The organism is Xylophilus sp. GOD-11R (genome assembly GCF_033546935.1).
GTDB lineage: Bacteria > Pseudomonadota > Gammaproteobacteria > Burkholderiales > Burkholderiaceae_C > Xylophilus.
Window position 1 is genome coordinate 316,221 of record NZ_CP137854.1, and the last position, 15,089, is coordinate 331,309.

The 15,089-nt window shown below is 66.6% G+C and carries 13 protein-coding genes; 5 read left to right on the forward strand and 8 right to left on the reverse strand.

Translation table 11 applies throughout. The features are described from left to right. A complete protein-coding gene (locus tag R9X41_RS01480; RefSeq protein WP_318633132.1) occupies positions 1-1,089 on the reverse strand; it encodes a tartrate dehydrogenase in 1,089 nt (362 codons plus the stop codon). Positions 1,090-1,399: 310 nt separating this feature from the next. Between R9X41_RS01480 and R9X41_RS01485 the strand changes: the two genes are divergently transcribed. The 3 genes from R9X41_RS01485 to R9X41_RS01495 all read left to right on the forward strand — a co-directional run bounded on the left by R9X41_RS01485 (position 1,400) and on the right by R9X41_RS01495 (position 3,528). Further along, positions 1,400-2,755, forward strand: coding sequence for an MBL fold metallo-hydrolase (locus R9X41_RS01485; protein WP_318633133.1), 1,356 nt, complete (start codon positions 1,400-1,402; stop codon positions 2,753-2,755). Between the two features lie 5 nt (positions 2,756-2,760). Further along, positions 2,761-3,198 (forward strand): JDVT-CTERM system glutamic-type intramembrane protease MrtJ, encoded by a 438-nt coding sequence (gene mrtJ / locus R9X41_RS01490; protein ID WP_318633134.1) that lies wholly within the window; start codon positions 2,761-2,763, stop codon positions 3,196-3,198. Between the two features lie 105 nt (positions 3,199-3,303). Next, positions 3,304-3,528 (forward strand): hypothetical protein, encoded by a 225-nt coding sequence (locus tag R9X41_RS01495; RefSeq protein ID WP_318633135.1) that lies wholly within the window; start codon positions 3,304-3,306, stop codon positions 3,526-3,528. A 6-nt stretch (positions 3,529-3,534) separates the two neighbouring features. On the opposite strand, the gene R9X41_RS01500 is transcribed toward R9X41_RS01495, so the two are convergent. The 7 genes from R9X41_RS01500 to R9X41_RS01530 form a co-directional block, all read right to left on the reverse strand. Then, on the reverse strand, positions 3,535-4,482 hold the full coding sequence (locus R9X41_RS01500) for a 3,5-dioxohexanoate:acetyl-CoA acetone transferase (protein WP_318633136.1): 948 nt from the start codon (positions 4,480-4,482) through the stop codon (positions 3,535-3,537). 53 nt (positions 4,483-4,535) lie between these two features. Continuing rightward, the gene (locus R9X41_RS01505; RefSeq protein WP_318633137.1) at positions 4,536-5,255 is read right to left on the reverse strand and encodes an ABC transporter ATP-binding protein; all 720 of its coding nucleotides are present in this window, start codon (positions 5,253-5,255) and stop codon (positions 4,536-4,538) included. Next, entirely contained in the window at positions 5,252-6,010 is a 759-nt protein-coding gene (locus R9X41_RS01510) for an ABC transporter ATP-binding protein (RefSeq protein ID WP_318633138.1), read from the reverse strand. The genes R9X41_RS01505 and R9X41_RS01510 overlap by 4 nt, the downstream gene beginning before the upstream one ends. Beyond that, positions 6,007-7,302, reverse strand: coding sequence for a branched-chain amino acid ABC transporter permease (locus R9X41_RS01515; protein WP_318633139.1), 1,296 nt, complete (start codon positions 7,300-7,302; stop codon positions 6,007-6,009). Before R9X41_RS01515 ends, R9X41_RS01510 begins: the two co-directional genes overlap by 4 nt. A gap of 4 nt (positions 7,303-7,306) precedes the next feature. Then, entirely contained in the window at positions 7,307-8,248 is a 942-nt protein-coding gene (locus tag R9X41_RS01520) for a branched-chain amino acid ABC transporter permease (RefSeq protein ID WP_318633140.1), read from the reverse strand. A 53-nt stretch (positions 8,249-8,301) separates the two neighbouring features. Then, positions 8,302-9,546 (reverse strand): branched-chain amino acid ABC transporter substrate-binding protein, encoded by a 1,245-nt coding sequence (locus tag R9X41_RS01525; protein ID WP_318633141.1) that lies wholly within the window; start codon positions 9,544-9,546, stop codon positions 8,302-8,304. A 67-nt stretch (positions 9,547-9,613) separates the two neighbouring features. Next, positions 9,614-10,402: an SDR family oxidoreductase gene (locus R9X41_RS01530; RefSeq protein ID WP_318633142.1), complete on the reverse strand. Its 789-nt coding sequence runs from the start codon at positions 10,400-10,402 to the stop codon at positions 9,614-9,616. 226 nt (positions 10,403-10,628) lie between these two features. Between R9X41_RS01530 and R9X41_RS01535 the strand changes: the two genes are divergently transcribed. Beyond that, complete coding sequence (locus tag R9X41_RS01535) at positions 10,629-12,596, forward strand: helix-turn-helix domain-containing protein (RefSeq protein WP_318633143.1); 1,968 nt, start codon at positions 10,629-10,631, stop codon at positions 12,594-12,596. Positions 12,597-13,573: 977 nt separating this feature from the next. Further along, positions 13,574-15,082, forward strand: coding sequence for a DNA adenine methylase (locus R9X41_RS01540; RefSeq protein WP_318633144.1), 1,509 nt, complete (start codon positions 13,574-13,576; stop codon positions 15,080-15,082). Positions 15,083-15,089: the final 7 nt, after the last annotated feature.

Sequence of the window (15,089 nt, forward strand, 5' to 3'; positions counted from 1 at the left end):
TCAGGCGGCCTTGCGACGTGCGCCGGCCGACACGATGTCGCACACCGCACGGGTGACCTGCGCGGTGGTGGCCTTGCCGCCGAGGTCGCCGGTGTGCAGCGAGCGGTCGGCCGTCACCGCTTCGACCGCGGCCATCACCTGCGCGGCGGCCTCGTGTTCGCCGAGGTGTTCGAGCAGCATCACCACCGACCAGAAGGTGCCCACCGGGTTGGCCAGGCCCTTGCCCATGATGTCGAAGGCCGAGCCGTGGATCGGCTCGAACATGCTGGGGTAGCGGCGCTCGGGATCGATATTGCCGGTGGGCGCGATGCCCAGGCTGCCGGCCAGCGCCGCGGCCAAGTCGCTCAGGATGTCGGCGTGCAGATTGGTGGCGACGATGGTGTCGAGCGTGGCCGGGCGGTTGACCATGCGCGCGGTGGCCGCGTCGACCAGTTCCTTGTCCCACTTCACGTCGGGGAACTCCCTGGAGATCTGCACCGCGATCTCGTCCCACATCACCATGGCGTGGCGTTGCGCGTTGCTCTTGGTGATGACGGTGAGCAGCTTGCGCGGCCGGGACTGGGCGAGCTTGAAGGCGAAGCGCATGATGCGTTCGACGCCCGAGCGGGTCATCATCGACACGTCGGTCGCCGCTTCGATCGGATGGCCCTGGTGCACCCGGCCGCCGACGCCGGCGTATTCGCCCTCGGAGTTCTCGCGCACGATCACCCAGTTGAGATCGCCCGGCCCGCAGCGCTTGAGCGGCGCGTCGATGCCCGGCAGGATGCGCGTGGGCCGCACGTTGGCGTACTGGTCGAAGCCCTGGCAGATCTTCAGGCGAAGGCCCCAGAGGGTGATGTGGTCGGGAATGTGCGGGTCGCCGGCCGAGCCGAAGAGGATCGCGTCCTTGTCGCGCAGCGCGTCCAGCCCGTCGGCCGGCATCATTTCGCCGTGCTCGCGGAACCAGTCGCCACCCCAGGCGAAGTCCTCGAAGTCGAATGCAAAACGGCTGCTGCCGGCGGCCAGCGCCTCGAGCACCTCACGGCCCGCAGGCACCACTTCCTTGCCGATGCCGTCACCGGGAATGGTGGCGATCTTGTATGTCTTCATGCGCGTATCTCCGCTTCTTTGACGAGAGGCCCATGGTGCCGTCGCCGTGGCATCGTGATCGCGATGAAAGTTAAACCGTAATTAACTTCAGGTGAAGAGTGGGAGCGCTCGTCACCAGCGCGGCGGCAGCGGACGGCGGCCCATTGTTGAGCGCCGGTTAATCCGGCTTTAACTTGCAGCGCGGTACGGGCCGGGCGGCGGCTCGAAGAATGCGAAGCCCGTCATGCGGGCACCGGGTCAGATCCCGGCGACGCGGCGGCGGCCCGGCGTGCCGCCGCTGCAATCGCCCTCACCACAACAGGAGACAGACATGCGATTCCAACCAGGGTTCGTGCGCGGCGTCATCGCCGTCGCGGCCGTGTCGTTCGCCGCCATCGTGTCGGCGCAAACGCAGACCGCCGTCCATCTGGACGCGGCCAACCGCAACGTCGGCAGCGATACCTTCCTGCGTGACAACGCGCGGGCCTTCTATTGCAACCTGCCCGAAGACAACAACGCCATCGTCATCGCCGCGCGTGCCACCAACAGCGTCCGCGTGCCGCTGACGCAGATCTTCGACGACGTGTGGATCGTCGGCTCGCGCTACGTGGCGCAGTACCTGATCAAGACGGCCGACGGCTTCGTCATGGTGGACGCCGGCAACAACGCCGCCGAAGTGCAGACCTACGACTATCCGGCCCTGCAGTCGCTCGGCCTGAGCCCGACCTATCCGCTCAAGGAGGTCTTTCTCACCCACGGCCATGGCGACCACGACGGCGGCGCGCAATGGCTGCTCGACAACCTCGGCGCGCGCTCCTGGCTGGGCTCGGCCGACGCCGCCGGCAAGACCTATGCGCCCCGGCAGATCGACTCCACCAACCTGGCGCCGCAGGAGATCTCGATAGGCGGCAAGGCCTTCACCGTGCTCGCCACGCCGGGGCACACGCCGGGCTCGACCTCGGCGGTGCTCAGCGTCACCGACAACGGCCAGCCGGTGCGGGTGCTGATCAACGGCGGCCAGTCGATGACCAGCTCGGTCCCGCAGGTGGCGCAGTACCTCGACTCGATCGAGCGCACCTACACCCTGGCGCGCGACCTGAACGTGCAGGGCGTGATGACGCCGCACATCTACTGGGACGGCACGGTGAAGAAGGTCGACGAGATCATCGCGCAGGGGCGCGGCAAGCCGAGCCAGTTCGTCTTCGGCAACGAGGGCGTGTTGCGCCAGCTGGCCGTGGCGCGCGAATGCTCCGCCGCCTGGCTGACCCGGCTCGACAGCAGCCGCACGCTGCCGAGCTGGCGCATCCATCAGGTCGAGCTGGTGGGCACGCCGACGCCCAACGCGGTGTCGGCCCGGCTGAGCAACGGCTGGAACGACGTGGCCGGCAAGCAGATCAAGTTCTCGATCGAAGGCAAGGACGCCGCCTGCTTCGCGCAGACCGACGCCACGGGGCTCGCCCGGTGCGAAGGCGCGAACCTGCCCAGCGGCCGGCTGCAGCTGCAGTTCGAGGGCGCGACGAGCACCCAGTTCGTCGACCTGCCGGCGACCGCGCGGACCGACGTGGCGTTTGCCGACAGCGGCGGCGGCTGCACCGTGGGTAACGGGCGCTTCGACCCGCTGTTCATCGGTTTGACCGCGCTGGCCGCCATCGGCGTGGTGCGGCGTCGCCGACAGCGCAAGGTTTGAGCACCATGGCGGGCCGGGCCGGACGGGTGCTACCGCTGGTCCTGCTGGGCGGGCCGCTCGGGGCCTGGGCCTTGCAGGCGGGCGAGCGCGCCGGGCTTTTGCGTCTGGGCGCCGATGGCGCGTGGCCGGCGGTCTTCATGCTGTTGATGGCAGCGCCGGTGGTGGAGGAATATGTCTTTCGCGAGCTTCTCCAGGGCTGGCTGGCGAGCGTGTTCCGACGCGGTGACCTGGCCTGCGATCGGCTGCTGTCACCGGCCAACGCGGTCACCAGCCTGGTCTTCTGTGCCTGCCATGCGATCCACCAGCCCTTGCTGTTCGCGCTGGCCATCGTGCTGCCTTCGCTGGTGTTCGGGCGCGTGCGGGAGGTCTTCGGTGAAGTCTGGCCCTGCATGGTGGCGCACGCGTGGTTCAACGCCTGTTTTCTGTTCGTCCTCGTTGCCTGAGGGGGCAGCGCGCACTCGACGCGCGCCGACGCGCTGACGGCGCATTCTCCGAACCCGTCCGCCTTCGGCCCGCCGGTACGGTCCTTCCTCAACCAGGAGATGACGATGACCGTGAAATACGTGGTGTCCATCGCAGGCCAGCTGCGCTACTTCGACAACGAACGCCAGCCCACCGAGCCGCTGCCGCGCGGCGTTGGAGGCGGCGCGAAGGCGGACCTGACACTGCTGCCGCCCGACCAGAAGCCTGCGGCAGCGTCCGAGTGGGACGCGGCGCTCGCCGAATTCAGCGCCGAACAACGCGAAGCGGCGGAGATCAGCGAGGCGCCTTGAAGCGCATCACGTCGGCGAGCCGACCGCGTCCGATCCCTTCAACCCCAGCATCTCGCGCGCCTCGGCCGGCGTGGCGATCTCCAGCGACAGCTCGGTGAGGATGCGGCGGATCTTGCGCACTTGGTCGGCGCACGACTGCGCGAGTTCGCCCTTGCCGAGGTAGAGGCTGTCTTCCAGCCCGACCCGCACGTTGCCACCCATCACCGCCGCCATGGTCAGCAGCGGCATCTGGTGCCGGCCGGCGCCGAGTACCGAGAAGCGGTAGCGGTCGCGGCCGAAGAGGCGGTCGGCGGTGGTGCGCATGTGCACCAGGTTCTCCGGGTCAGGCCCCATCCCGCCCAGGATGCCGAAGATCGACTGGATGAACAGCGGCCCCTCGATCAGGCCTTCGTCCACGAAATGCGCCAGCGTATAGAGATGGCCGACGTCGTAACACTCGAACTCGAAGCGGGTGCCGCAGCCCTGGCCGAGGGTCTGCAGGATGTGCTTGATGTCCTGGAAGGTGTTGCGAAAGATCAGGTCCTCCATGCCCTCGATGTAAGGCTTTTCCCAGGCGTGCTGCCACGTGCTGATGCGGCGCGCGGCCGGGTGGATCGAGAAGTTCATCGAGCCCATGTTGAGCGAGCACATCTCGGGCTTCAGTTGCAGCGGATAGGCCAGGCGCTGGTCCAGCGTCATGCGGGTACTGCCGCCGGTGGTGATGTTGATGACCGCGTCGGTCGCCTCGCGGATGCGGGGCACGAACTGGTCGAAGACGGCGGGGTCGTAGGTGGGGCTGCCATCGGCCGGGTTGCGCGCGTGCAGGTGCAGGATGGCGGCGCCGGCCTCGGCGGCGGCGATGGATTGCTCGGCGATCTGCTCGGGCGTGATCGGCAGGTAGGGCGACATGCTCGGCGTGTGGACCGAGCCGGTCACCGCGCAGGAAATGATGACTTTGTCTTGCTTGCGGGACATGGTGTGTTTTCTCATGATGGCCCTCGCGGGCGATTGGAATGAAGCCGGGCCGATCAAACGGCGAGCCACTCGGACAGCAGGCGCTCGTCGGCCATCAGTTGCTGCGGCGAGCCTTCGAAGACGATGCGGCCGTGGCCCATGACGCACACGCGGCTCGACACCTTCAGCGCGATGGCGAGCTTCTGCTCCACCAGCACCACCGACACGCCCCTGGTGTGCATGTCACGGATGCATTCGCCGACCTGGGCGACGATCTTCGGCGCCAGGCCTTCGGTGGGTTCGTCGATCAGCATCAACAGCGGGTTGCCGAGCAGCGAGCGGCAGATGGTGAGCATCTGCTGCTCGCCGCCGGAGAGGCTGCCCGCGCTGGTGTTGCGACGCTCCTTGAGCCGGGGGAAGTAGTCGAACATGTGCTCCACCGTCCACTGCGTCGCGCCCTCCAGCGCGGGCTGCTCGCCCATGCGCAGGTTCTCGTCGACCGTGAGATTGGCGAATACCTCGCGCTCCTCCGGCACGTAGGCGATGCCGGCGCGGCAGATGGTGAAGGGCCGGGCGCCGGCCAGCGGCCGCTGGCGCAGGCTCACCTGGCCGGCGGTGGGCGGCACCAGGCCCATGATGGCTTTCATGGTGGTGGAGCGGCCCGAGCCGTTGCGGCCGAGCAGGCTGATGACCTCCCGGCTGCCGACCTCGAAGCTCACGCCGTGGAGGATGTGGCTCTTGCCGTAGTGGGCGTGCAGGTCCTGCACCTGCAGCAAGGCGGGAGTGGCGTTCATGCGGCGGCCTCCTCGCCCAGATAGGCTTCCTTCACCGCCGCGTTGGCGCGGATCTCGGCCGGCGTGCCGGTGGCGATCGGCTGGCCGTAGACCAGCACGGTGACCCGGTCGCTCAACGAGAAGACGACCTCCATGTCGTGCTCCACGATCAGCAGCGCGCGGCCCTGGGTGACCTCGCGGATCAGCTGGGCGGTGTAGGCGGTCTCTTCGTGGTTCATGCCGGCCATGGGTTCGTCGAGCAGGATGAGGCGCGGGTCGCTGGCCAGCGTCATGGCGATCTCGAGCGAGCGCTGCTCCGAATAGGCCATCTCCCCGGCGACGGTGTAGGCGCGCTTTTCCAGGCGCACGAGTTCGAGCAGGCGTTCGGTCTGGCGACGTGTCTCGGCGTCGCGGTCGATGAACTTCCAGAAGGTGTAGGCCAGGCCGCGCGGCCGCATCACCGCCAGGCGCAGGTTCTCGTACACCGTCAGCCTGGGGAAGATGTTGGTGATCTGGAACGACCGCGACAGGCCGAGGTGGTTGATGGCCTGCGGCGTCTTGCCGGCGATGGAGCGGCCGTCGAAGACGATGTCGCCGGCGGTCGCCGGCAGGTTGCCGGAGATCAGGTGGAACAGGGTCGACTTGCCGGCGCCGTTGGGGCCGATGACGGCGTGGCGCTCGTCGCGGCGGATGTCCAGGTCCACGCCCCGGATGATCTCGGTGGGCCCGAAGGATTTGCGCAGTCCGCGCAGGCTGAGGATGGCGTCGTCGCTCATGCGGCACTCCGTTGGGTGTCGGGGGAGGTGGCGGTTGCCGCGGTCGCCTCCGGCGTTCGCTCCTGCGATTCGAGCGTGCGCAGGCGCCACCGGGCCAGCCACGCCAGGCAGGCGCCCACCGCCAGCAGGCCGGCCGGCACCAGCCAGGTGCCGGGCGCCGTCGGCGACCAGGCGCGGCCGACCAGGGTGATGGGCGGCCAGGCGGCCGAGCCCTGCGCAGCGGCCAGTGCGCGGTAGTCCTGCGAGAAGACGCGCTGCAGCGTCTCGATGACGAAGGCGCCGCCCATGCTCAGCGCCAGGGCCGCGCCCAGGGACAGCAGCACCAGCGGCATCAGCGCGGCCAGCCCGAAGCGGCGCCGCAGCTGTCCGAACAGGCCGAACAGGCCGGCCAGGCCGGTGGGCATGAACATCATCACCAGCACGAAGAGCGTGCCCTGGTAGAGCAGCCACGACTGGGTGAGGTCCGACACCGCGTAGCCGAAAAAGGTCATGAGCGCCGCGCCCAGCGCCGGGCCCAGGAACACCTTCACGCCGCCGATGTAGGTGTTGAGCACCACGGCGGCCGACAGGGAAGGATCGAACACCGCGTAGTTGGCCGACTCGTTGTTCATCACCTGCAGGCCGCCGGCCAGGCCTGAGAACATGGCCGACACCGCGAACACGATGACGCTGAGCCGGTGCGTGTCGTAGCCCAGGAAACGCAGGCGATGGGCGTTCTCGCGCAGGCCCAGCACCAGCCGGCCGAGCGGCGTGCGGGTGAACAGGAACAGCGCCGCCAGCGACACCAGCACCCAGGCGAGGGTGAGGTAGTAGACCTCGTTGGTCGAGCCGAAGCCCAGGCCCCAGGCCGGCATGCGGGTGGACGACACGCCCGCCTCGCCGCCGAACACGTCCTTGAGATGCGGCGCCAGCGAATGCACCAGCTCGGCGATGGCCAAAGTGATCATCGCGAAGTAGGTGCCCGATCGCTTGGTGGCGAAATAACCCGCGACCGTGCCGAAGCACAGGCCGCCCACGGCGCCGGCCAGCGGCAGCAGCGGTGTGGGCAGCAGGCCGGTGCCGCCGAGCGCGTTCATCGCGTGCACCGTGGCGAAGGCTCCCACGCCGAAGTAGGCCGCATGGCCGAACGACAGCATGCCGCCCTGGCCGCAAAGCAGGTTGTAGGCGCAGGCGAAGAGCGCGGCGATCAGCATCTGGATGGCCGCGTTGACCAGGCCCTGCGACAGCAGCCAGGGCACGGCCACCAGCAGCGCGACGCCGGCCAGGAGCAAAAAGAGGGAGTTACGTTTCATGGCGTCAGGCTTTCTCGCCCAGCAGGCCGCGCGGCCGCACCAGCAGGATCAGCAACATGAGGGCGAAGGGCAGGGTGGCCGACAGGCTCGACAGCTTGAGCGTGAGCAGCCCGCCCACGCCTTCGGCCCAGGCGCGCCCGCCGAAGGGCGCCAGCAGGTCGGCCAGGCTCGCGTCCACCGACACCGCCAGCGACGTGATGACGCCGATCAGCAGCGATGCCGCCATGGCCCCGCCGAGCGAGCCCAGGCCGCCGACCACCACCACCACGAACACCATCACGCCGAGCTCCAGCGCCATGTTGGGATTGGTGGTGTAGAACGCGCCGGCCACCGCGCCGGCCAGCCCCGCCATGGCCGCGCCCACGCCGAACACGCCCATGAACACCAGCGGCACGTTGTGCCCCAGGGCTTCGGCCATGCGCGGCCGGTAGATGGCCGAGCGCACGACGATGCCGACCCGGGTGCGGGTGAGCAGCAGCCAGATCGCGATGAACATCACGATCGCCACCCCGCCCATCAGCACCCGGTAGACGGGGTACTGCGCGCCGCCGAGCGAGAAGGCCGAGAAGTCGAGCGACGCCGGTATGCGGTAGTTGACCGGGAAGTTGCCGTAGAAGAGCTTGACCAGCTCCGCGATGATGAAGGACAGCCCGAAGGTCAGCAGCAGTTCGTGCGCATGGCCGTGGTGGTGCACCCGGCGCAGGAAGAAGCGCTCCACCACCACACCCACCAGCCCCACCAGCACCGGCGACAGCGCCACCGCCGCCCAGAAGCCCACCACCGACTGCAGCGTGTACGCGAAGTACGCGCCCAGCATGTAGAAGGAAGCGTGCGCGAAATTGAGCACGCCCATCATCCCGAAGATGAGCGTGAGCCCGGCCGACACCATGAACAGCAGCAGGCCGTAGATGGCGCCGTTCAACAACGAGATCAGTAACTGGTCCATATCACTCCTGCGTGCCTGGATCGCATGGGTTCACGGCGGTGGCGCGGTCCGGCTCAGGAAGGGCGCTGCATGCGGCACGAGGCCTGGGCGGGCGCGGCAGCCTCGTCCGCAGTGAAGAGCCTGGCCGGCTTGAAGCCCATGTCGGTGCCGTCGACCTTGGCCTTGGCGTCCTTGGTGACCGACGACACCACGATCGGCAGCAGCGCCTGGTGGTCGGCCGCACGCATGCTGAGTTCGCCCATCGGGGTCTTGATCTTCGTGGTCTCCAGCGCGGCCGCGAAGGTCTTGACGTTGAGCGCGCCGTTCTCCGGTTTCACCCGCTTCAACGCATCGCCCACCATGGCCAGGCCGAAGGCGGTGTGCGCCTCGACGAAGACTGGCACATGGCCGGTCTTGGCCTTGTAGTCGGCCACGAACTCATCGGCGGCGGCGCCACCGGCTTCGGCATTGAAGGTCTGCGCGACGTAGTGGCCCACGGCCAGGTCGCCGGCGTTGGCCAGGTTGCCCGGCTGGTCGAGGTAGACCGTGCCGAAGCGGGTGGTGAGGCCGGCGGACTTGGCGGCCTTCATCAGCAGCAGCAGGTCGTTGGACCAGTTGCCGGTGAGCACCGAGTCGGCCTTGGCCGCGCTGATCTTGGCCACGTAGGGCGCGAAGTCCTGGATCTTGTTGACGTCGTGCAGCGTCTTCTCCACCACCGTGTAGCCGCCGAGGCCGGCGTTCTCGACGATGGCCTTTTCCATGTCCTGGCCCCAGGAATAGTTCTGGTTGATGGAATACACGCGGGTGCCCAGCACGTTGGCCTGCTTCATGGCCAGCACCAGCGTCTTGGTGCGCACCTGCGAATTGGCCGCGAAACGGAAGTGATAGAACTGGCACTTGTCGCCGGTGAGTTCTTGCGCCTCGGCACCCATGTTGAAGAACACCAGTTCCTTGCCCGGGTTGCGCATGTTGTGCTTGCGGATGTCGTCGGTGATTTGCCCGGCGATCGCCGACGAAGCACCCTGCACCACCATCTGCACGCCGTCGGCGATGGCCGCCTTGAGCTTGTCGGCCGCGCCGGTCGGGCCGCCCTGGTTGTCGTACTCCACCAGCTGCAGCGGCTCGCCGTTCCAGCCGCCGGCCGCGTTGATCTTTTCCACGCCGTAGCGCGCCGCGTTGCGGTAGATGAGGCCGGTGGCGGCCTGCGGGCCGGAGAGCGATTCGATCACCGCGATCTTGATCGGCGCGGCACAGGCGGCGCCGGCGGCCAGGCCGAGCGAAAGGCCGATGGCGCAGGCGGCGAAGGGTGGCTTGTTCATGGTCTTGTCTCTTTTGCGTTTGGAATGGATCGGAGATCGTGGAAAAAAAAGGGTCGGGCGGCGCGGGCTACAGGTATTCCATGTTCCCGTCCACGCTGATCGCCTGGCCCGTGATGTTGCGGGCGGCCGGGGCGCAGAGAAACAGCGCGGTCGCGGCGATGTCCTCGGCCGTCACCATGCGGCGCAGCGAGATCTTGCCGAGGTACTCGTTGCGCATCGCCTCGGGGCTGAGGCCGGCGACCGCGGCGCGCGCGGCGATCACGCCGCTCATGCGCTCGCCCTCCACCGTGCCCGGCAGGATCGCGTTGACCCGGATGCCGCGCGGCCCGAGCTCGATCGCCAGCGACTTGGTGAGGCCCACGATGGCCCACTTGCTGGACGCGTACGGCGTGCGATAGCCGTAACCGAGCCGGCCGGCGACCGAACTCATCGCCACGATGGCCGGGCTGGCCGACTGCGCCAGCAGCGGCACCGCCCGGCGCGCGAAATAGAACTGGCTGTTGAGGTTGACCGCGATGGTGCGTTCCCAGCCGGCGGCGTCCAGCGACTCGATCGGGCCGGTGGGCCCGGCGATGCCGGCGTTGTTGACCAGCACGTCAAGCCCGCCGAGAGCGCCGCGCAGGTCGTCGAACACCTGGTCCACGTCGTGGGGGTCGGAGGCGTCGGCGGTGCTGGTGGTGATGCCGGGGGTTTCCAGGCTCAGGCGGTCGAGCGCGGCCCGGTCGATGTCGCAGACGTGCACCCGGGCACCGGCTTCGTGGAAGCCGCGGGCGATGGCCGCCCCGATGCCGTTGGCGCCGGCCGTCACCAGCACGCGCAGGCCGGGCGTGGGGCGGAGAGTTTCGAGAATTCCCATCGGGGGGTGTCCTTGGTTGGAGGGCCGATACGCTGCCGCACCGGTCGATGGCGCCAGTATGTTTTTGCCGGGCGCGCCAAGCTATGTGCGGCGGCGACATCGCCGCGCCGGTTTCGGTGTGCGCTCCGCACGCCGCGTAAACCCTAGGCGCGGGGCCGCCGAAGGGCCGGGAAGGGGTCGTGGAGCGGCCTTACATTCGGTCGGTCGCATGCAACCGAGGACGCACATGAGTGCCGCCGCCCCGCTGGTGGAAGAACTGCTGGCAGACCTGATCGGCCTGCTGAACCACGGCGCGCCGGCCGAGGAGTTTTCACGGCGCCTGGCCCGGGCCGAAGCGCTGCCCGATGCCGCCCGGCGCTCCAGTGCGGTCGAGTGGGTGCGCATGGCGATGGCGGTGCGCAACCGGCTCGAAATGCAGCAGCAGCGCGAGCGCGGCATGCTGGCGGTGAGCGAGTCGGCGCAGGATTTGTCGAGCCGGCTCGACCTCAACGGCCTGCTCCACGCGATCGTGGTGCGGGCGCGCAATCTGCTCGGTGCGCACCTGGCCTGGCTGTCGATCTACGACACCGACACCGCGGAGTTTCGGGCGGTCGCCACCGACGGCGCCATCGCGCGCGGCACGCCGCGCATGACCGCGCCGCGCGACCTGGGCGTGGCCGGCGTGGTGATGTCCAACCGCATGCCGTTCACCACCCCGAACTATTTGAACGACACGCGCTTCACCCACGATCCGGCGCTGGACGACACCTTCCGTGCCGAGGGCATCAATGCCCTGGTGGGCGTGCCGCTGATGTGGGACGGCGAGGTCATCGGCCTGCTCTTCGTGGCCGACCGCTACCACCGCACCCACGACGCGCTGAGCGTGTCGATCCTGCAGACCCTGGCCACGCACGGCGCGGTGGCGATCCGCAACGCACGGGCTTTTGCCGACGCCACCGCCGCGCTGCGCCATGCCGAGAGCGCGCGCGCCGAGCTGGAGCGCCACACCCGCAGCATCCAGATGGCGGCCGAGGCGCACGAGCAACTGACCACGCTGCTGGCGCGGGGAGCGCCGCTGGCGTCGCTGTGTGATTCGGTAGCGGGATTGCTGAACGGCAGCGTGCTCGTGCTCGACGAGGCCTCGCAGGTCATCGGGCGAGGGACGGCGGCGGGCTATGCGGGATCGGCGTCGGCGGGCTACGAACCGCACGGTGCGCACAACGAGGCGATCCGGCAGGCATTGCACGCCAGCCGGATCAGTGGGCGGTCGGTAGAGGCTTACCGCGTGGGCGAGGAGGTGTGCCGGGTGGTCGCGGTGATCGGCGGGGACGACGTGCTGGGGGCGATCCTGCTGTTTCGGTGGCAGGCGGTGGACGAGCTGTCGGCCCGCACGCTGGAGCGCAGCGCGAGCGTGATCGGGGTGGTACTGCTGTCGCAGGAGCGGATGGAGGCGACTCGCACGCGGGATGCGTCGGCGTTGATGCGCAACCTGCTGTCGTCGCGGCAGGATGCACCGGGGGTGCTGCGGGACCGGGCGGCGCATTTCGATCTGCAGATCGATCAGCCGATATCGCTGGTGCTGGTGCAGTGGGATGCGGTGCAGGCGGGTTATGTGGCGCGGCGGTTGCGGGCGGAGATGCCGCTGGCGGGGGCGCTGGTCGACGAGGTCGATGGGCTGGTCGTGGTGCTGTGTCCGACGACGCGGGTGGCGGATGTGGCGCGGGACTTGTCTGCGCTGGGCTTGCGGGCGTTCGGCGGGCGGTTTCGGGGGATTCAGTCGCGGCCGGCGCGGGCGGTGGGGGAGTTGCCGGGGATCCATGCGGCGCTGCGGCGGGCGATGGAGGTGCTTGGCCGGATCGGCGGGCAGGGGAGGATCGTGCCGCAGAGCGAGATGGCCTTGTACTCGGCGCTGTTCGAGACGCAGGACCGGGCGGGGCTGGATGGGTTTCTGGACGCGACGATCGGGCCGTTGATCGCGGTGGATCGGAAGAAGGGGTCGGAGCTGGTGGGGACCTTGCTGCGGTATTTCGAGAAGGGGCAGAACGCGAGGGAGACGGCTTTAGCGCTGGGGATTCATGTGAATACGGTCAGGCAGCGGCTGGCGAGTGTGGAGGAGGTGTTGGGGCCGTTGACGAATGCGACTCGGGGGTTGGAGGTGCATATGGCGTTGCGGGTTTGGGGGCTGGGAAGGGGGATTAACTCGCAGTCGGAATAATGATCCGGCTGAAAACTACCATTAAAGAAAAAGCCTCTCAGGTCGCTGACCTGAGAGGCTTTTAGATATTTTAGTGACGCTTCACGGAGGCGACACGTGGACCTCAAAGAATCCTGAAAAGATCAACAAAATCAAAGATCTTTCGCCGGGTACAGGGTTTTCCCGGTGATCCACTTGGTGGATCACCCAAGTGTACCTGTGGACATATCGACCGACAACTGTTGCTAACGCCAAGTTTTAGATCGAGTCTTGCGCCTAAAAGTAGTCAACATTTGATGCACCCTAACAAGGCAAATGATCCACCTTGGGTTTTTCTAATCTGGCTGACAGCTTGGTTACGCGACGGTAAGGAAAAGCATTGGATCGATAGCGGTACTCGGTGAGCTCAACATCGCACACATGGTGAGGACCAACGACCTCATGGCTACATCGAGGCTACGGTGGAAGACCTGAAGCAGCAGCAGCAAACCGGATGCAATCCATCTTCCACTCTGCGGGCAGAAGTCGCTTGAGGAAGTCCCGCATAAGCTGACGCGGTCTGCTGGAGTGCCCTCAGAGGACTCGGCTCGCTTCAGTCCGACTTAGTCGGCCACGGTCATGCGATGAACCCATGGGTGTTGCGACCCTGTTCCACGACGGCTGAAAGATCTGCCTGGGCATCGAAGCCACGATAGTGCAACTCTTTCGCGCGCCGCACACCTCTTCGAATCCGTGAACCTCTCGCAGTGGCCCCGAGAGGGCGGGGGGGGGGGGGGGGGGGGGGGGGGCTGCCGACACAGCTCAACAGCCACATCGAGGATTTATTGCCGCATCGTTGGCAGCCCGCCTAAAGCCAACGCCCGCCTACCGCAGGGGGCCAGGCGGACGCTCATGCCCTTCGCTACCAGACTCACGTGATGAGCGATGGGTGCTCCAACCTTGCAGGGAAGATACTACCCATTGCCTTAATAGCAGATGTGTTTTAAACTACATCTAGTATGGATAAAATGCAGATAAAGCGGGTTCGCACATCTTTGGGCGAAAACCAGGCGCAGTTTGGTTTGCGATTTGGGGTGAGCGGCATTGCGATCAGCCACTGGGAACTTGGAAGGTCTAAACCCAACGCCCAGCGTCTGCAAGCGTTAATGGAATTGGACATCGCCGCGGAGGGCCCGACCCCTCTGCAAACACCGTTTCGCGCCATTCAGTATCTGGGCAGCAAGCAACGTCTAGCTAGGTCCATTGCCGACGTCATTGGAGAGTCGGTCGATGAAGGTGCAAGAGTCGGAGATCTCTTCGCAGGGACTGGTGTAGTCAGCAGCGTTCTTGCGGAGTCTCGACCGGTCACTGCTGTTGACGTTCAGTCGTACTCCAGCCTTATCGCCCGGGCGGTACTCACATGCTCTGCAGCAGACTTTGACGGAGCATTGTCGGACTCCTTCTGGTCCGAAGTCACTGAGAAAGTGTCCCTGTTGCAGAAGGCAGCGAAGGCACTCTTGGCCTTCGAACAAGAGGCCCTGACAATGGCAGCTGATGGTCGACCTGAGCGGCTCATCGAAATGATCGAACACGGTTCGATCGCAGCCCATCGACAGCGACCAGCCCACACAAGTACGGAGCAACTTGCAAAGTGTTTGGAGAAAGCAGCCCACGCTTTGGCGGCGTCTGACTTCAGTCCAGCCGATATTACGGCCCTCACTTACTTTGGCGGTCCTTACTTCAGCTACTCGCAGGCGATGGAGTTGGACGCGATTGGCGCAGTGGCTAGAGCTCGGTTAAAAAATCCAACCGGTGCGGAGGCTGCGCTGCTGAGCACTGCGAGTGAAGTCGTGAACACCGTTGGTAAGCAGTTTGCGCAGCCAATTAAGCTCCGCAAGAGCGACGGGTCTGTGCAGCCGTTGTTGCTTTCGCGTGCAATTGCCGACCGTAGGCGAAGCGTTGAGGCAACGTTTCGCACGTGGGTGTCGCGGTGGTCAACCCGATGCCTTGCCTCAAGCTACGACCATCGGGTGGAATGCGCGGACGTGCTTAGCTTCCTTGAGCGAGATGAGTCGTGCGGGGCCTACTACGCTGACCCCCCCTACACAATTGATCACTACTCACGCTTCTACCATGTGCTGGAGACGCTAGTTCGAAGAGACGCGCCCGCGCTTGACGAGATGAACAAGCTGGGTCGGAGGACTGTGATGCGTGGCGTTTACCGCGCTGGCCGTTACCAGTCTTCCTTCTGCATCCCATCCGAAGCGCCGGACGCCTTCGCAAACCTGTTTGCACTTGCGTCTCGTAGACGCGTGCCGCTCATACTTTCGTACTCACCATTTGACGAGGGTTCTGGTGCGCGTGCGCGCGTTCTCACTATGGAGCAACTGCTTCAATTGGGCGCAAAGCACTACAGGACGTGCTTTCCGATCGAGATTTCCGAGCATAGCCACCGAAAACTAAACACGCGCCTGAGCAATATGCAGACTCGTCTGGATGCCGAGCGGCTTTTTCTATTCCAGAACTGAGACGGGC